At 40.7% G+C, this 18,342-nt stretch carries 17 protein-coding genes; 10 read left to right on the top strand and 7 right to left on the bottom strand.

Translation table 11 applies throughout. The features are described 5' to 3' along the window. The first annotated feature begins 131 nt into the window (after positions 1–131). The 5 genes from AB1K80_RS06175 to AB1K80_RS06155 all read left to right on the top strand — a co-directional run bounded on the left by AB1K80_RS06175 (position 132) and on the right by AB1K80_RS06155 (position 6,933). The gene (locus AB1K80_RS06175) at positions 132–689 is read left to right on the top strand and encodes a glycerol-3-phosphate responsive antiterminator (RefSeq protein ID WP_412855747.1); all 558 of its coding nucleotides are present in this window, start codon (positions 132–134) and stop codon (positions 687–689) included. Between the two features lie 216 nt (positions 690–905). Continuing rightward, the gene (locus tag AB1K80_RS06170; RefSeq protein ID WP_412855746.1) at positions 906–1,721 is read left to right on the top strand and encodes an MIP/aquaporin family protein; all 816 of its coding nucleotides are present in this window, start codon (positions 906–908) and stop codon (positions 1,719–1,721) included. 15 nt (positions 1,722–1,736) lie between these two features. Continuing rightward, positions 1,737–3,233, top strand: coding sequence for a glycerol kinase GlpK (glpK, locus tag AB1K80_RS06165; protein ID WP_412855745.1), 1,497 nt, complete (start codon positions 1,737–1,739; stop codon positions 3,231–3,233). A 139-nt stretch (positions 3,234–3,372) separates the two neighbouring features. Further along, complete coding sequence (locus AB1K80_RS06160) at positions 3,373–5,034, top strand: glycerol-3-phosphate dehydrogenase/oxidase (protein ID WP_412855744.1); 1,662 nt, start codon at positions 3,373–3,375, stop codon at positions 5,032–5,034. Between the two features lie 153 nt (positions 5,035–5,187). Continuing rightward, complete coding sequence (locus AB1K80_RS06155; protein ID WP_412855743.1) at positions 5,188–6,933, top strand: phospho-sugar mutase; 1,746 nt, start codon at positions 5,188–5,190, stop codon at positions 6,931–6,933. A gap of 88 nt (positions 6,934–7,021) precedes the next feature. Here the strand turns inward: AB1K80_RS06155 and AB1K80_RS06150 are convergent, their stop codons facing one another. Continuing rightward, positions 7,022–7,270 (bottom strand): YhdB family protein, encoded by a 249-nt coding sequence (locus AB1K80_RS06150; RefSeq protein ID WP_412855742.1) that lies wholly within the window; start codon positions 7,268–7,270, stop codon positions 7,022–7,024. Between the two features lie 190 nt (positions 7,271–7,460). Between AB1K80_RS06150 and AB1K80_RS06145 the strand changes: the two genes are divergently transcribed. Then, on the top strand, positions 7,461–7,781 hold the full coding sequence (locus AB1K80_RS06145; protein ID WP_412855741.1) for a DUF3889 domain-containing protein: 321 nt from the start codon (positions 7,461–7,463) through the stop codon (positions 7,779–7,781). A 44-nt stretch (positions 7,782–7,825) separates the two neighbouring features. On the opposite strand, the gene AB1K80_RS06140 is transcribed toward AB1K80_RS06145, so the two are convergent. Further along, positions 7,826–9,301, bottom strand: coding sequence for a catalase (locus tag AB1K80_RS06140; protein ID WP_412855740.1), 1,476 nt, complete (start codon positions 9,299–9,301; stop codon positions 7,826–7,828). A gap of 157 nt (positions 9,302–9,458) precedes the next feature. Next, positions 9,459–9,890, bottom strand: coding sequence for an Rrf2 family transcriptional regulator (locus tag AB1K80_RS06135; protein WP_412855739.1), 432 nt, complete (start codon positions 9,888–9,890; stop codon positions 9,459–9,461). Positions 9,891–10,073: 183 nt separating this feature from the next. Here AB1K80_RS06135 and AB1K80_RS06130 point away from each other — a divergent pair, with 183 nt between their 5' ends. After that, positions 10,074–11,276, top strand: a complete 1,203-nt coding sequence (locus tag AB1K80_RS06130; protein WP_412855738.1) for a globin domain-containing protein — start codon at positions 10,074–10,076, stop codon at positions 11,274–11,276. A 69-nt stretch (positions 11,277–11,345) separates the two neighbouring features. Beyond that, complete coding sequence (locus tag AB1K80_RS06125) at positions 11,346–12,770, top strand: SpoVR family protein (protein WP_412855737.1); 1,425 nt, start codon at positions 11,346–11,348, stop codon at positions 12,768–12,770. 55 nt (positions 12,771–12,825) lie between these two features. Here the strand turns inward: AB1K80_RS06125 and AB1K80_RS06120 are convergent, their stop codons facing one another. Continuing rightward, positions 12,826–14,190: an alkaline phosphatase gene (locus AB1K80_RS06120; protein ID WP_412855736.1), complete on the bottom strand. Its 1,365-nt coding sequence runs from the start codon at positions 14,188–14,190 to the stop codon at positions 12,826–12,828. A gap of 354 nt (positions 14,191–14,544) precedes the next feature. On the opposite strand from AB1K80_RS06120, the gene AB1K80_RS06115 reads away from it, so the two are divergent. Beyond that, positions 14,545–15,360: a LysM peptidoglycan-binding domain-containing protein gene (locus AB1K80_RS06115; RefSeq protein ID WP_412855735.1), complete on the top strand. Its 816-nt coding sequence runs from the start codon at positions 14,545–14,547 to the stop codon at positions 15,358–15,360. 132 nt (positions 15,361–15,492) lie between these two features. Here AB1K80_RS06115 and AB1K80_RS06110 read toward each other — a convergent pair whose 3' ends face one another. The 3 genes from AB1K80_RS06110 to AB1K80_RS06100 are packed head-to-tail and all read right to left on the bottom strand — an operon-like array spanning position 15,493 to position 17,313. Beyond that, complete coding sequence (locus tag AB1K80_RS06110; protein WP_044140655.1) at positions 15,493–15,783, bottom strand: hypothetical protein; 291 nt, start codon at positions 15,781–15,783, stop codon at positions 15,493–15,495. Beyond that, positions 15,771–16,829: an anti-sigma factor gene (locus AB1K80_RS06105; RefSeq protein WP_412855734.1), complete on the bottom strand. Its 1,059-nt coding sequence runs from the start codon at positions 16,827–16,829 to the stop codon at positions 15,771–15,773. The genes AB1K80_RS06110 and AB1K80_RS06105 overlap by 13 nt, the downstream gene beginning before the upstream one ends. Next, on the bottom strand, positions 16,822–17,313 hold the full coding sequence (locus AB1K80_RS06100) for a sigma-70 family RNA polymerase sigma factor (protein WP_412855733.1): 492 nt from the start codon (positions 17,311–17,313) through the stop codon (positions 16,822–16,824). The genes AB1K80_RS06105 and AB1K80_RS06100 overlap by 8 nt, the downstream gene beginning before the upstream one ends. 391 nt (positions 17,314–17,704) lie before the next feature. Between AB1K80_RS06100 and AB1K80_RS06095 the strand changes: the two genes are divergently transcribed. After that, positions 17,705–18,307, top strand: a complete 603-nt coding sequence (locus AB1K80_RS06095; protein ID WP_412855732.1) for a lysophospholipid acyltransferase family protein — start codon at positions 17,705–17,707, stop codon at positions 18,305–18,307. The last annotated feature ends 35 nt before the right edge of the window (positions 18,308–18,342 follow it).

The raw sequence follows: 18,342 nt of genomic DNA, 5'->3' as shown, positions 1-18,342 counted from the left end.
GCTTCTCTGCTTTTTTTCATGGCAAGAAGCTAATCAGTTTCCACGCGGCGTACACCATGTGTATTGAAAAATAGATCATATTCGATTACTGTAAGGAAGATAGAACCATTATACAGAGAAGGAGACGGCATATGAGTTTTCATGATCAACCCATTCTACCTGCTGTTCGCAATATGAAGCAATTTGAAGAATTTTTAAAAAGTTCTTTTACATATGGCGTTTTACTTGATGTTCATCTAGGTCAACTAAAGGGCATCTTGAAAGAAGCGAATGCACATCATAAGAAAATGTTTGTACATATCGATTTGATTCAAGGGATTAAGCATGATGAGTATGGGACCGAATATATATGTCAGGAAATGAAGCCAGCAGGAATTATTTCTACTAGGTCTTCTGTCATAGTGAAAGCGAAACAAAAAAAGGTATACGCCATTCAACGTATGTTTTTACTAGATACAAGTGCGATGGAAAAAAGCATGGAATTCGTTGGAAAGCATCGCCCAGATTTTATTGAAGTATTGCCAGGTGTCGTGCCAGATTTAATCACAGAAGTGCGTGAAAAAACAGGAATCCCAATATTTGCAGGGGGATTTATCCGTACAAAAGAAGATGTGGAAAGAGCCGTTGAGGCAGGGGCAACAGCCGTGACGACATCAAACACTGAGCTATGGAAAGCGTTTCAAAAATGAAAAAGTAAACATGTGAAAATTGATTGACAACGTTTTCATCCTCTGATACTATTGCACTAAGTTAATATCATGTGATGGAGAAATGGAGATCCACAACAACACTTTACTAGGTGACAAATGACCCTTTTGTAAAGTATGTTTGTTGTGGATCTTTTTTTCTTTATCTTTTTTACACATTTATCGGGGAAGGCAACTGAACCAGAGGAGGAATTTTTCATGACACCATTTTGGGGTGAAGTCGTAGGGACAATGCTACTCATTATTTTTGGAGGTGGTGTGTGTGCGGCTGTTAATTTAAAAAAATCGCTCGCCTATCAGTCCGGTTGGATTGTAATCGCTTTCGGATGGGGATTTGCAGTCGCCATCGCAGCATATGCAACTGGCGGAATTAGTGGCGCACATTTAAACCCGGCGCTAACAATCGGTCTTGCTTTAGAAGGAAGTTTTGCATGGGCTGATGTACCAATGTATATCGTCGGTCAAATGCTTGGTGCTTTATTAGGGGCAATTATTGTCTTTCTACATTACTTACCGCACTGGAAAGTGACTGATGATCCAGGTGCAAAACTAGGCGTGTTCTCAACTGGTCCAGCGATACCGCATACCTTTGCAAACGTACTGAGTGAAGTCATTGGCACATTTGTATTGGTACTAGGCATCCTAGCGATTGGTGCAAATAAATTTGCAGATGGGGTAAACCCATTAATTGTTGGTTTCTTAATCGTCGCAATTGGTCTTTCTTTAGGAGGAACTACGGGGTATGCCATTAACCCGGCACGTGATTTAGGACCGCGCATCGCACATGCGATTTTGCCGATCCCAGGGAAAGGGCCATCTAATTGGAAATATGCATGGGTGCCAGTACTCGGTCCAATTTTAGGCGGCGCATTTGGCGGAGTATTCTACAATGCAGCCTTTAAAGCAAACGTCACACCAGCCTTTTGGATTGTAAGCGTTATTTTAGTTGTGGTATTGTTAGGACTCTATTTCTCTACGAAAAACCAATCAAGCACTGTCAATGAAAGCATGTAAGGGGAGGAAAACATCATGGCAAAAGAAAAATATATTCTCGCATTAGATCAAGGTACAACAAGCTCAAGGGCGATTTTATTTGACCAAGAAGGAAAAATTGCACATACAGCACAAAAAGAATTCAAACAATATTTTCCGAATCCGGGCTGGGTAGAACACAATGCAAATGAAATTTGGAGCTCCATTCTATCTGTCATTTCAACGGCTTTAATTGAATCAGGAGTAGAAGCTGATCAAATTGCGGGTATCGGCATCACGAACCAGCGTGAGACAGCGGTTGTATGGGATAAACATACAGGTGCCCCAATCTACAATGCAATTGTTTGGCAATCTAGACAAACATCTGGCATTTGTGAAGAATTGAAAGCACAAGGTCACAATGAGACGTTTAGAAATAAAACAGGTCTTCTCATCGATGCTTACTTCTCAGGGACGAAAGTAAAATGGATTTTAGACAATGTAGAAGGTGCGCGTGAAAAAGCTGAAAATGGCGATTTGCTATTTGGCACAATTGATACATGGCTCATTTGGAAAATGACGGGTGGCAAATCTCACGTCACAGACTATTCCAACGCATCAAGAACATTAATGTTTAACATTTACGATCTCAAATGGGATGAGGAATTACTTGATATCTTAGGTGTACCTGCATGCATGCTGCCAGAAGTAAAACCATCTTCACACATTTATGGTGAAACAACAGATTACCATTTCTTCGGTAAAAATATTCCGATCGCAGGAGCAGCAGGGGACCAGCAATCTGCTTTATTCGGTCAGGCTTGTTTTGAAGAGGGAATGGCAAAGAACACATACGGTACAGGATGTTTCATGTTGATGAATACAGGGGAAAAAGCCATTAAGTCGGATCATGGATTGTTAACGACGATTGCATGGGGCATTGACGGCAAAGTTGAATATGCTTTAGAAGGAAGTATTTTCGTTGCAGGTTCAGCGATTCAGTGGCTACGTGATGGCCTCAGAATGTTTAAAGACTCTAAAGACAGCGAAGCATATGCAGAGCGTGTGGAGTCAACAGACGGCGTATATGTCGTTCCAGCATTCGTTGGGCTAGGCACACCTTATTGGGACAGTGATGTCAGAGGCGCTGTATTCGGTTTAACGCGCGGTACTTCTAAAGAGCACTTTATCCGTGCAACGTTAGAATCACTTGCCTACCAAACAAAAGATGTGTTAGATGCGATGGAAAAGGATTCAAACATCTCATTAAAAACATTACGTGTGGATGGCGGAGCTGTAAAGAATGATTTCTTAATGGGCTTCCAAAGTGATTTGCTGGATGTACCAGTAGAACGTCCAGAAATTAATGAAACGACGGCACTCGGTGCGGCTTATCTTGCGGGAATAGCAGTTGGCTTCTGGAACGACCGTTCAGACATCGCAAAACAATGGAATCTTGACAAGCGCTTTGAACCTAAGATGGAAGAAGACAGCCGTGACTCGTTATACAGCGGGTGGAAAAAGGCTGTAAAAGCGGCTCAAGCTTTCAAATAATCAATTCGTATGATATACTACAAATAAGTTAATAGAACGGTTGGAGATCTGGAGAGACCGCAAGCACCGAAGTGTAGAAATACGCTTTGGGTGTTTGCGGTCTCTTTTTCTTTACCGTACAACAGGGGAGGAACAAGAGATGACTTTTTCTAGCTTAGAAAGAGAACAAATGCTACAGGAAATGACAAAGAAACCATATGATGTGTTTATCATTGGTGGGGGAATTACAGGCGCTGGAACGGCACTTGATGCGGCTTCACGTGGGATGCGTGTTGGACTTGCAGAAATGCAGGATTTCGCGGCAGGTACATCTAGCCGCTCAACAAAATTAGTGCATGGTGGGCTTCGGTATTTGAAACAATTCGAAGTGAAAATGGTCGCAGAGGTCGGAAAAGAGCGTGCCATTGTGTATGAAAATGGTCCACATGTGACCACACCAGAATGGATGTTATTACCGATGCATAAAGGCGGGACATTTGGCAAATTCTCAACATCCATTGGCTTAAGAGTGTATGACTTTTTAGCAGGCGTAAAGCATAGCGAACGTAGGAGCATGCTAAGTGCAAAAGAAACGCTTGAAAAAGAGCCGCTCGTCAAAAAAGACGGATTAAAAGGTGGCGGCTATTATGTGGAGTACCGTACGGATGATGCGCGCTTAACGATTGAAGTGATGAAAGAGGCAGTGAAATTTGGCGCAGAGGCAGTCAACTATGCGAAAGTAAAAGAATTTATTTATGATAAAGGCAAAGTGGTAGGTGTCGTCATCGAAGATGTGATGACAAATAAAACATATGATGTGTATGCGAAAAAGATTGTCAATGCAACAGGTCCATGGGTAGATCAACTAAGAGAAAAGGATCATTCCAAAGAGGGCAAACACTTACAGCACACAAAGGGCATTCACTTAGTATTCGACCAATCGGTCTTCCCGTTAAAACAAGCCATTTATTTCGATACGCCGGATAAACGGATGGTATTTGCCATTCCGAGAGAAGGTAAAACGTATGTGGGAACAACAGACACAGTGTATAAAAAACAACTAGAACATCCCCGTATGACCAAAGCAGATCGTGATTATGTCATTCGGGCGATTCAATACATGTTCCCAGAGCTCAATATTACGGAAAAAGATGTTGAATCCAACTGGGCAGGTCTTCGCCCATTGATTCATGAGGAAGGCAAAGATCCTTCCGAGATTTCTCGTAAGGATGAGGTATGGACTTCTTCTTCAGGCTTGATCACCATTGCTGGCGGGAAACTAACAGGCTACCGTAAAATGGCTGAGCACATTGTCGACCTTGTACGTGATGGACTCAAAGAAGAGACTGGAAAAGATTACGGACCATGTAAAACAAAACATATGCCTATATCAGGTGGGCATGTGGGCGGATCTAAAAATATGGCCGCCTTTGTTCAGGCGAAAACGGCAGAAGGTGCCTCAATTGGTTTAACAGAGCCTATTGCACAAAAACTGGCTGAAAAATACGGCTCAAACGTCAGTCATCTGTTCGAGCGTGTAAAGCAACTGCAAGACGAGGCAGACAAACGGAACATGCCCGCATATGTTTTGGCGGAGCTTGTCTATGCGATGGAAGAAGAACTAGCTGTCACTCCAGTCGATTTCTTCCTTAGAAGAACAGGGAGCTTATTATTTAATATCAACTGGGCAAAAACGTATGCACAGCCTGTCGTTGACTATATGGCAGACCGTTTTGGCTGGGATGCGGCAACAAAACAATCTTATCAAACAGAATTAGATCAGCAGTTCCATGAAGCAGTGGTTCCGCTTGATGCTGAATAGAAGGAAAAGGCCGATATGATATCGGCTTTTTTTCTCTCTCATGATGTATACATGTTTTTAGATGAACAATGATAAAGAATGACATTAGGTGGGATTCGATATAAAATAACAGTAGATGTTCATTTTTTGATGAAAAGAGCTGGGAGGACAATCATGAGTTGGAAGACGAAGTATGAGCGATGGATCAATGACAAGCAGCTAGATACTGAACTAAAAGAATGGCTAGAGGCACATCAAGATGATTCGCAATCTCTTGAAGATTGCTTTTACAAAAATCTTGAGTTCGGTACTGGAGGGATGCGCGGAGAGATTGGTGCAGGTACGAACCGAATGAATGTATACACTGTTCGTAAAGCATCAGCGGGTCTTGCTGCATATATTGCCGAGCACGGTGAAGATGCCAAAAAAAGAGGCGTCGCGATTGCATATGATTCCCGACATAAGTCTCCTGAATTTGCGATGGAAGCAGCAAAAACGCTTGCCACGAATGGCATTCAAACATATGTATTTGACGAACTGCGTCCAACACCAGAACTGTCCTTTGCCGTTCGTGAGCTGAAGGCATTTGCTGGAATCGTTGTGACAGCAAGTCATAATCCACCTGAATATAATGGTTATAAAGTATATGGCGAAGATGGTGGCCAGCTTCCACCAGTTGAAGCAGATCAAGTGATTGAAAAAGTAAACGAAATAGAAAATGAATTGGCGATTCCCGTAGAATCAGAAGAAACATTAAAACAAAAAGGCTTGATTCAGATGATTGGGGAAGAAATGGATCAAGCGTATATTGATCAGCTAAAAACCATCTGTATCCATCCAGAACTAGCAAATGAAGTTGATGTAAAAGTGGTGTTTACCCCGCTTCACGGTACAGCCAATAAACCCGTCCGGCAAGGGCTTAAAGCACTCGGATACCAACATGTGACCGTTGTTCCTGAACAGGAAAAACCGGATCCGGAGTTCTCAACCGTCACATCACCGAATCCGGAGGAGCATGCAGCATTTGAATATGCCATCCAACTGGGAGAACAGCAAGATGCCGATCTCCTCATTGCGACAGACCCAGATGCCGATCGACTTGGAATTGCTGTCAGAAATCAAGAGGGCGAATTTACAGTCTTAACAGGCAATCAAACAGGAGCACTTCTCCTTCATTACCTGTTGTCTGAAAAACAGAAAATGGGTCAGCTTCCACCTCGTCCAGTTGTGATGAAAACGATCGTCACAAGTGAGCTTGGGCGTGCTGTGGCAACGGCATACGGGGCACACACGATTGATACTTTGACTGGCTTTAAATTTATTGGGGAAAAAATCAAGCAATTTGAAGCAAGTGGAGAATATCAATTTCAATTTGGCTATGAGGAAAGTTATGGTTATTTAATCGGTGATTTTGCGCGTGATAAGGACGCTGTGCAAGCGGCCATTTTAGCCGTCGAAGCCGCTGCTTTTTATAAAAAACAAGGAAAGTCACTATATGAGGCATTGATTGATTTATTTAAAGAATTCGGCTATTATCGCGAGGGACTAAAATCATTGACCCTGAAAGGGAAAGAAGGAGCGGAGCAGATTTCAGCCATCCTTCATACCTTTAGAACGAGCCCACCAACTGCCATGGCTGGACAGCGCATTACTGTTATCGAGGATTATCAATCGAGTAAAAGATACCTCGTCGGTGAAAAGAAAGAGGAACAAATTCAGCTACCAGCATCCAATGTGTTGAAATACTTTCTTGAAGATGGCTCATGGTTTTGCCTACGACCTTCTGGTACTGAACCGAAAGTGAAATTTTACATTGCTGTCAAAGGTACGTCGTTAACAGACAGTGAAGAAAAGCTTCAGCATGTATCAGAAGAAGTCATGAAAGTCGTTCATCAAATTGTGGAAAAAACAGCGAAATAAATAAGAAAAGAAAGTCATCCTGTATACCCGCAGGATGGCTTTTTTGAGTGAAATCAATATGTAAAAGGCTGAAAACCAGCCTTTCTTTTTATGTGTACACCGGCTCTGAGTACGCATCGGATGCTGCAATCTCTGAAGCATGATCAATGTACTGCAAGAGCCCATATAAGCATTTTTCAACATCTGCGTCATTCCGGTTAAATTGATACGCATGCAAGAAATGCTCAATACGTTTGGAGAGCAAGTCATCTTGCGTACGTACCATCAGAATCAGTAAATTGTCCCATTGTGATCGGTGCGTATAATAAAGTGCTTTATCATAATCCGCCATTTTCATGAAACCTTCTCCTTTCCCTTGAGAGGTCTCCTTTAGTTTGCTCGGTTCATATCGACTTTGTCAGGGGAAAAGTTGGCGTTCGCATGAATCGTGTACCGGGAATTATAGGCTGAATAAATTCAAGATGTATGAAAGGAAAACGATTAGCAAAACCTAATCAACATCAAATGAAAGTGAGTTTAATCAAATCATGAAGCCAAAATGGTGGATGCTTATCGTAATCGGAGTGGTCGTGTTGTGCAGTCTCATGGTTCAACCTTCAACCAAAGCAGTCGTGCAGCCTGATGACAAATGGGGAAGACTGGCATATACCGCCCTGCAAGATGAATATGAAGGGGCAACATTCAGCGATTTCCATTACATTGGACGAACACAAGTGAATCGTGTACAGGCTAAAGATGTGTTTCGTGTTACTGTAAAAACCGGTTCAGCCATTTTTGCAGCTCATGCAGAAATGTACTTTCATCCTGTGACTGGTCATTTAATTAGTATGAACGTGTTTCGGTTATAAAAAAAGCACCTCTTTTTGTAAGAGGTGCACATCATGGGATTCACTTATTTCATGTTACCTTGCAAGTATGAGCGAATATCCACTCCGAGTGAATCGGCTAATCTTTGTCCGTAATCTTCATCTGCGCGATAGAAGTTACAGATCGCAAGTAACTTTGTTTTTTCATTTACTTCTTTTAAATCCGCTGTTAGGTTTTTGATCAATGCTTGTTTTTCCTCTTCAGAGTAGCTTCGATATCTTTCCCCAGCTTGTTTAAAATCATTCGGTTTTTCAATTTTTTGTCTCACCATACGGTCACCTGGAAGAACAGGTTCACTTTCTTTATAGTGCGGGTCTTCCTTCGGCAAATCAGCGTAACGGTTAGGCTCATAGTTAATGTGACCACTTGGGCGATTCATGGTCATAAAGCCGTCCTGCTGGTAATTGTGAACAGGGGCATATGGGCAGTTAACTGGAATATGCATATAGTTGGCACCAAGGCGATGACGCTGTGTATCTGGATATGAGAACAGACGGCCTTGAAGTAGTTTATCCTCAGATGCTTCAATTCCAGGGACGAGAGCACTTGGAGAGAAAGCCACTTGTTCGGTTTCAGCAAAGAAGTTTTCAGGATTGCGATTTAACGTCATGCGACCTACCTTTTGAAGCGGATAATCTTCTTCACTCCATGTCTTTGTTGGATCACATGGATCATAATCAAGGTCATCATAATCGCTAAGCGGCATAAGCTGAACATATAAATCCCATGCTGGATAGTTTCCTTTTTCAATACGATCGAATAAATCTCTTGTCGCATGTTGGAAATCGTTCGCTTGAATTTCTGCTGCTTCTTCCATGCTCAAATTACGAATTCCTTCTGATGGTCTCCAGTGATATTTTACATATTTGGTTTCGCCGTATTTGTTCACCCATCTAAACGTATGAACACCAGATCCACGCATCTCGGCGTAACTAGCAGGGATTCCTTCGTCAGAGAATAGCCATGTGAGCATATGAGTCGACTCAGGCGATAACGTCATAAAGTCCCAATAACGGTCAGGATCTTGAATGTTGGTTACAGGATCTGGCTTGAGAGAATGAACCATGTCTGGAAACTTGATCGCATCGCGAATAAAGAAGATCGGCAAGTTGTTTCCAACGAGATCATAGTTCCCTTCCTCTGTATAAAATTTAACAGCGAAGCCACGAGGATCACGCAACGTTTCCGGTGAACCTTTCGGATGAATGACCGTGGAGAAGCGAACAAAAACGTCCGTTTGTTTTCCTACTTCACTTAAGAAGGACGCTTTTGTATGTTTCTCCATGCTATTTTCTACTTCAAAGACACCGTAAGCACCGGCTCCTCTTGCATGAACGACACGCTCTGGAATACGCTCGCGGTCAAAATGTGCTAATTTTTCAATCAAATGGTAATCATCAAGAAAGGAAGGCCCGCGATGTCCTGCTGTTCTGGAGTTTTGGTTATCTCCGACAGGCACCCCTTGATTCGTTGTCAAATGTTTATGATTTGAGTTTGTCATTCTCTTCTCCTCCTGTAAACAAAAATAGTTTCTTTGTTAATCTCTATACCCTAATTATATTGAATAAAACATGATAGTCAATATCTATTTATAATAATTTTAAATAGATTATTATTACAAATAAACAAAAAAAGACGAAAGAAATGAATTCTTTCGTCTAAAGGAGGAGCTCTCTTAGAGCATCTTTGTTTTGGGTTAAATCTTTTAATGTGTATTGGTCAAGCACACTTAAATATGCAGAGAGAGCTTCATGAAGTACGTGTTTTAATGAACAAATTGGGGAGATGATGCAGCTATTTTTCTTCGGATCAAAGCATTCAACCAGCACCATGTCATCCTCTGTATAGCGAACAACTTCTCCGATGTTAATGCTTTCTGGGTTTTTGCCCAATCTAATGCCGCCATTTCTCCCTCGGATTGTTTCGACGTACCCACTTTTCCCTAGATGGTAAATCACCTTTGTCAGATGATTTTTAGAAATGCCGTAAACATCAGCAATTTGCTGAATATTTGACAGTTCATTGTTTTCTCGTGACGCTAAATAAATGAGTACTCTTAATGAGAAATCTGTATAATTCGTAAGTTTCATGTGAACGACCTCTAAGCCTAATAGAGTTTTGTACCATCGTAACACATTTTAGACAAAAACACTTCGAGAAAGTGTTAAATGTGACAACATTTAAAACATGTATTATAAATATTGCTTTTATAAGTTGTCATCCAGTACGATAAAGATGTATTTAGAATACATCTTTCGAAAGAAGGGACTTTTATGTTATCCATTGATCAAATAAATGCGATCAAACAATCGGCTCCTCTCCTAAAAGCTGAAGGAACCAAACTTGTGACTGTTTTTTATCAAAATATGATTAGGCAACACCCAGAGCTACTCAACCAGTTTAATAAAACGAATCTCATGAATGGAAGTCAACCGGAGGCGCTTGCTGCGACACTCTATCAGGCGGCATTACACATCGACAGATTAGAGGAATTACTCCCAGCAGTGAAACAAATTGCCCACAAACATGTCAGCGTCCAAGTGAAAAAAGAGCAGTATCCGATTGTCGGGTATCATCTCATTGAAGGGATGAAGCAAGTATTTGGGTTAACTGAAGAAGATGACACACTATTAGCATGGAAGGCTGCATACAACATCATCGCAAATATATTTATGACGATTGAAGAAGAAATGATGAAGGAAAATATCGAGAAACAAGATGGCTGGGCAGATACAAAGCCGTTTGTCATTAAGAAAAAGAAACAAGAATCTCCATCCCTCGTTTCCTTTTATTTAGTGCCAGAAGACGAATCAGAGCTTCCAATGTATCAGGCAGGTCAATACATTACGGTGCAGGCCGATATGCCAGGTGAAGCCTATGTATGCAGCAGACAATACAGCCTATCCGATCAATATCATCCATCCTATTACCGAATCACAGTCAAGCGTGACGGACATGTGTCCACATTTTTACATGATGAAATGAAAGAGGGGGACGTTCTTCAAGTGAGCATGCCACAAGGAATGTTCTGTTTGCACGAAGACAGCACAGAACCTGCTTATTTGATCAGTGCCGGCTCTGGTGTGACACCAATGATTGGCTTAGTGAAAACAGCCGCATCTAGGAAACATCAGCAGTTTACAATGATTCATGCAGATCGTCTAGAGGATATCACCGCATTTGAAGATGAGCTTGAAAGCGCTCTTACAACCTCTTCATATGGACGAATCATCCTATGTAACGAACAATTTGAGCAGTCTGAAAAAAGGGAGCTGATTGAGAAGAGAGCTACTCGTATTGATCAATCGTTCCTTCAAGCAGTGATTGGGGAAGAACAAGGTCAATTTTATCTTTGCGGCTCACCAATATTTACTCAAGAGATGGTCAGGACCTTAACAGAGCTAGGAATCTCTGATCAGCATATTCATTTTGAGGCTTTCGGCGGTCATTCCATGAAACAGATCGAAATCGGTTAAACTAGGGCTGCGAACATCATGTTTTTCTAGATACGCTCATATAGTAGGGGTAAGTCCGATGAGGAAGGGATGGTGTCCTTGAGCGTATCTGAAAACCGACTCTTACAAAGAGCGATTGATGAAATTACTGAAATTGCAGAAGGATTTGGTCTGGATTTTTATCCGATGAGGTATGAAATCTGTCCCGCTGACATTATTTATACGTTCGGTGCTTATGGAATGCCGACACGCTTTAGTCATTGGAGCTTTGGAAAGCAATATCATAAAATGAAGCTTCATTATGACTTAGGATTAAGCAAGATTTATGAACTTGTCATCAATTCAAATCCTTGCTATGCGTTTTTACTAGATAATAATGCGCTTGTTCAAAATAAATTAATTGTGGCTCATGTCTTGGCACATTGCGATTTCTTCAAAAACAATTGCCGTTTTCAAAATACAAAACGAGATATGGTGGAGAGCATGGCAGCTGCGGCTGAGCGAATCAAAGAGTATGAGCTCATCCATGGAACAAAAGAAGTGGAATCTTTTTTAGATGCTGTATTGGCCATACAAGAACACATTGATCCATCTCTCCTTCGCTCTCAATTAAGCTGGAATGTAGAGGATGAAGCGGAAGAAGAAGAGGTGAAACAGAAGCGTAAAACGCCATATGATGATCTGTGGGGAATGGATGAGCCAAAGAAGCAAGAGAAAAGGAAAACGGTGAAGTCATTTCCACCGAAGCCTGAAAAGGATATTTTGTTATTTATTGAGGCGCACTCCCGCGAGCTAGAGCCATGGCAGCGAGATGTGCTGACGATGCTGAGGGAGGAAATGCTTTACTTCTGGCCTCAGCTGGAAACAAAGATTATGAACGAAGGCTGGGCATCTTATTGGCATCAGCGGATTATGCGCGAGCTTGACCTTGATTCAAGTGAATCAATCGAGTTTGCCAAACTCAATGCTGGTGTGGTACAGCCATCGAAGACGGGGATCAATCCTTATTATCTGGGGCTCAAAATATTTGAAGATATTGAAGAACGTTATGATCACCCAAGCGAAGATTTAAAAAAGGCCGGTGTTACCGAAGGATCGGGTCGCAGCAAAATGTTTGAAGTGCGTGAAATAGAATCCGATATTTCATTTATTCGAAATTACTTAACGAAAGACCTTGTCATGAGAGAAGACTTGTACTTGTTTCAAAAGCAAGGGAGAGACTACAAAGTCATTGATAAGGAATGGAAGGCGATTCGGGATCAGCTTGTGTCCATGAGAGTCAATGGTGGTTTCCCTTATTTGACTGTGACAGATGGAGACTACTTGAAAAACAATGAACTCTATATTAAGCACTGGTATGAAGAGGTTGAACTTGACCTCAAATACTTAGAAAAAGTCCTTCCGTATTTATATCAGCTATGGGGGCGAAGTGTGCATATCGAAACAGTTCTTGAAGGAAAAGAAGTGATGTTTACATTCGACGGAAAAGCCGTTCATAGGAAATACCTCACTTAATGTAAACAAAAAAGATGTCGCCCTGAGCGCCATCTTTTTTGCTGTGATTCACACATTATTGGTTTTTAAGTAATTTGAAAATATGTTTTGCTTGATCTGTATTCTCCATCAAGCCTGTAAGCTTTTCACTAGAAGGTCCATATGCGAAAAATGGGACATCGTCACCGGTATGACCAGATGTTGTCCAGCCAGTATGGGATCGCTTGTTGATCACATCTTCAATCGCATCATCAATTTTGACGACATCTTTTGTTTCTGCCGCTTTTTGGATAGAGGCGATTTCCTCTTTTGTGAAATCAAGATCGATATATTTTGTCAGTGCGGATTGAACGGCCATGCCATTTACAATTTTGTTTGCAATAAAATCAGGTGTCTTTTTCGCTGCTTTTACAGGCTTGTAATCCCAGTTACCTGAACCGTCTGCTCCAAAGGAAAGTCCACCAGTTGAATGATCTGCAGTCGCAATGACGAGTGTGTTTTTATCTTTTTTTGCGAAACGAATGGCTTCTTCAAATGCTTTTTCAAAATCCTGCATTTCACTCATGGCACTGACAACATCATGATCGTGTCCTGCCCAGTCAATTTGACTGCCTTCTACCATTAAGAAAAACCCATTTTTGTTTTTAGAGAGTTGTTTAATCGCAGAGGATGTCATGTCTTGAAGGGATGGCGTTTGTTTATCCCGATCAATTGCCTTATCAAGACCACCATCAGCAAAAATGCCTAAAACCTTTTGGTTTTTGTTTTTTTGCATGTCTTTTTTATTTGTCACATAAGTATAGCCTGCTTTTTTGAATTCCTTCGTCAGATCACGGTCTTTTCGGACAAAATCGACAAGTCCACCACCGAGCATGACGTCTACTTTATGATTCTTGCCAATCTTCTCATCAAAGAAATCATCGGCAATGGCTGCTGTATTCTTTCTTGATACATCGTGTGCAGCATATGCAGCTGGTGTTGCATTCGTTAATTCAGATGTCACAACAAGACCAGTCGATTTCCCTTTACGTTTTGCCTCTTCTAATACAGTGTTCAGTTTTTTACCGTTTTCGTCGACGCTAATGGCGTTATTGTAAGTTTTTTGACCAGTCGCCATTGCTGTACCGGCAGCTGCTGAATCAGTGATGTTACTTTTAGAATCATCAGGGTATGTTTTGTGCATGCCAGTGAGGTAAGGGTCAAACGCTGTTTGTTTTGAAAGGTCGCCGTTATGTTTAAATGAGCGATAAGATGAAAGATAAGGGGTTCCCATGCCGTCACCAATCAGCACGATCACATTTTGCACGTCATTTTTTGGTTTCTTTTTCGCTTCAGCTTTGTCGGCCTGTCCGAAGTCCATTCCGGTAAAAATACCAACCGATAGAACCGATGCCACTGCTACTGCAGCCATTTTCATTTTCGAGCTCTTCATCACACTCATTCAAATGCCTCCTCAATCGTTTATGTATGCTCTTGCATTTACAATGGTAGAGCAGAATTGTGAATTTCATTTAACAGCACCGTAAAGTTCACTTTAAAATTGTAAAGTTCCGCTTTACATATAATGGACTAAAAATTGAAATGAATGTATGATTTTATCGATGACATACTACATCTTTTTTGTCATGATTGTGTAATCAAAATGAAATAAAAAGAACCCTAAAAAAAAGTGAATTCTGTCGAATTAATAAGCAATATGTCTTAGGAAGTCAAGACTATTTCTTCTGGTATTTGATCCTTATAATAGTAAGCAGATAAACATTCGGATCACGATTGATACATACAGGAGGAACAAATGAAAAAACAATTGATCACAGTTGCAAGTGCAGTTCTACTAGGGACGACATTATTTGCCGGAGCTGCCTCAGCACAATCAGTAAAGGTACAAAAAGGTGATACACTTTCGGTTCTTGCGAAAAAATACAAAACAACTGTCAGTAAGATTAAATCAGACAATAAACTAAAGTCTGACATGATCTATGTTGGACAAACCTTAAAAATAAATGGAGCTTCTACTAAAAAATCAACAAGCACGCCTAAAGTAACCGCTGCTTCTGCTACCACTACGCATAAAGTTGTCAAAGGTGACACGTTATCTAAAATTGGCAAAAAGTACGGAATGACAGTGAAAGAGCTAAAATCATTAAATAAACTGAAAACCGATCTCATCAAAATTGGACAAAAGCTAAAGGTGAAAAATACGAAAGTGAAGCCAGCACCTGTCAAACAAAATTCAGTGACGACATCTTCATTAAATACGTCTAAACTGATAGCAGATGCAAAGGCGCAAAACGGTACACCGTATAAATGGGGTGGAACGACACCGAAAGGCTTTGATTGCAGTGGTTTTATGTGGTATGTCATTAATAAGCAAAAAAAGATTCCAAGACAAACAACAGAGGGATTTTGGAATTCGATGAAGAGCGTTTCAACACCAAAGGCGGGGGATTTTGTTTTCTTTACAACATATAAATCCGGTCCATCTCACATGGGTGTCTATCTTGGAAATAACCAGTTCATTCATGCTGGTTCTGATGGTGTGACAATTAGCAATATGACATCAAGCTATTGGAAACCGATTTATCTTGGTGCAAAGACATTTGTCAATTAATAGACGTAAAGAGACTGTTCAAATGCAGTCTCTTTTTTATTGTAGTGGAGGTTGAATGCATAGCGGATAAAGGGTTTGAACTGAAAAAAACCAGTGATCACTTCAGATACACTGGCTTTCTCTTTTATATCGTTAGAAACCTAGTTGTAGGTCTATATCAATGGACACAATCGCATACACACAGACAATGACAAAAATATTCAGTACGACACCTAGGAAGCCTGGCCCCGTACGGCCCTTTTTGATGAACAGTTCGATAATGCCAAATGGAACTGCGGCCATTGCAAAAGGAAGCATTTGAAAAGAATAAAACGTCACGTTGCTGATTATAGCGAGATTCAGCATCAGGAGGGATAAGATGGCCGTACCAACAGAAATCCAGCCAAATACATTATGCTCTTTAAAAATTCTTACCAATTCCATAATTCCACCTCGCTCACGATTGCTGATTTAATGCGCTTTGTTTTGACAAACTTCTCGATTTCTTTAGTAGGTCCTGTGACGACAGAACCATACATCGTGACCCCATTTTCATTAATATAACGAATCCTGTTAGACAGATCGAGTTCAGGTCGACCAGAGATGGCTTTTGCCCAATTTGGATGTTGATTTACATAGGATAGGGCATCTTTGAATTGATCTTCTTCCGTTTTCGATGCGTGTTGAAGATCTTTTAAAAATGTAGCGTCTTTCCCTGGGAAACCAATCGGGCGCTGTTGCTCCCCAAGTGAATCTTCTGTTTTAATGGCGTTCCAGAGCACTTTCATATCATATTTCTTAGCAGAGTCGTATACATCCTTTGGTGCATAAGCTCTGTCATACGAGACATACACTTCACTTACTGTTCCTTCAGGAAGCTTGTCTAAAGTGGTGAGGGCTTGTTTTTTAGATGAATCTTCCTTCGTAGAAGGATGACTAAAGAACTCCTCTGTATCAAGCGGGCTGTCGCCATAATATGAGACAGTCGGCTGTTTCAATCGATCGAAAAACATTTCAATTTGTTTGCTGCCAATCGCTTCTGTTTGATTGCCGATTTGCTTCCGAAGCTTGAGCTCTGTGTTCATGCCAAACAGTTTGACCTGACCTTTTAAATCTCTCATATCAATGGCAACGTTTGGTTTTGTTAGAGCAACTGTTACTGCAGCTGTTTCCATAAAGTGATTTCCTTTGCTTTCAGCACCACCAACTCCATAATAGAGATAACTCCCCAATGTACAGAGCGGTAAAATGATGAGCGTAGATATCACGGCAAGTACGGAGATCCGTAAATATGACTTTCTTTTTCCATATTGTAAAATCGCCCGTTGCTTTTCTGGACTGATGGAAAAGTCTGACCAATCTGAGTCATTCAGTTCTTGAGATAATCGCTTTTCATTTTCTTCAAGCTCTTCTTCAAAAGCTGTCATTTCTTCCTCATTCATTTCGCCATTATTATATTTTTCCCATCGCTTGTTAAACTCTTCATTCATCATTAACACCTCTGTTGTATAGTGCTTTTAGGCGCTGCCTTGCACGAAATAAAACACTTTTAAAATTTGCTTCAGTAATATTCATCACCTTGGAGGCTTCTTTGTAATTCAATTCTTTTAAATAATACAAAGTTAACGCTTGCTTGTAGTTATCTGGAAGCTGCTCTAAATACATCGTGAGGACTTGTTTTATTTCAACCTGCTCAGCAGGGCTTTGTACAGATGTTTGTAAAAGGCCGCCAATCAGATCATCCGATATGGTCACTTCTTTTTTATGTTTTCTCACATAGTCAATAAAAGCATTTCGTGCCACCTGAAATAACCAAGGTTTCACTTTGCTATGGTCATAGGAATGAATATGTATATAAGCACGCATAAAGGTTTCCTGCAATAAGTCTTCTGCCAAATGTTTGTCTTTTGTCATGGAGAGCAGAAACCTGTAAACATCGTTCATATACATTTGATAAATTTCATCGATCGTCACTGATTTTTCTCCCCTCTATGATATACACGCATAAGAAAGGCATAAAGTTGCACGAAACTTCAAATAGACCGTACACCACTCAATTCTTTCGCCGAATCAACATCATTTCTCCTTATCATAGCGAAATTCGCATCATTTATAAAGTATTTTCAATAGGACAAATGAGGTAGAGAAAATGAAAAACGTCAACATTGGAAGCTATTTCTATTGAGATGTATCTTTAAATCTTCAGAATGCTAACAGATAGCGGCTTTTTACGAAGCGAAAAAATAATATGGACTGTTGGAATCCGTGTTCAGTTTCACAGTGTCAAAATTTTTTAGTACCAGGTAATAAAAAATTTGTTATAATAGAGACAAATCCTTCATTCTTCAAACAAAGGAAGTGCACTATGTATAAATTTTCAGGTTATACCGTCAAAGCAATATTTGCTCTAAGAGGCGGAATCAAAGTATATCAAAAAGAAAACTTGCCAACGGATCGAGGGTTTGTCATTGCTTGTACGCATGAGGGCTTCGTGGATGTTCTTGCACTTGGCGCTGGAATCCTTCCATTTGAAATCCACTACATGGCGAAAAAAGAGCTGTTTGCGAATAAATGGATCGGTGGATTCCTAAAAAAAATTCATGCCTTTCCAGTTGACCGAGAAAATCCTGGGCCGAGCAGTATTAAAACGCCCATTAAATTATTAAAAGAAGGAAAGATTGTTGGCATCTTCCCGAGCGGGACACGTACATCAGAGGATGTCCCTTTAAAAAGGGGGGCAGTCACCATTGCACAATTGGGGAAATCTCCAATTGTCCCAGCGGCGTATAAAGGACCATCTAATGCTAAAAGTCTTTTCAAGAAAGGGAAGATGAAGTTAATCATCGGAGAGCCGATTGAACTATCTGAATTCGACCATTTGCCGCCAAAAGAAAGATTAGGTGCGATGACCGAGGTATTGAATACAAAAATTAAAGAACTTGAAGCCCAATTAATTGAAAAAGCGTAAAAAAAACGACCACTTGCTAAGGCAAGGGTCGTTTC

This window comes from Bacillus sp. 179-C3.3 HS (assembly GCF_047229225.1).
In the GTDB taxonomy this organism is placed as follows: domain Bacteria; phylum Bacillota; class Bacilli; order Bacillales; family Bacillaceae; genus Bacillus.
The sequence above is the reverse complement of the archived record's forward strand: the minus strand, read 5'-3'. Positions and strand labels throughout refer to the sequence as shown.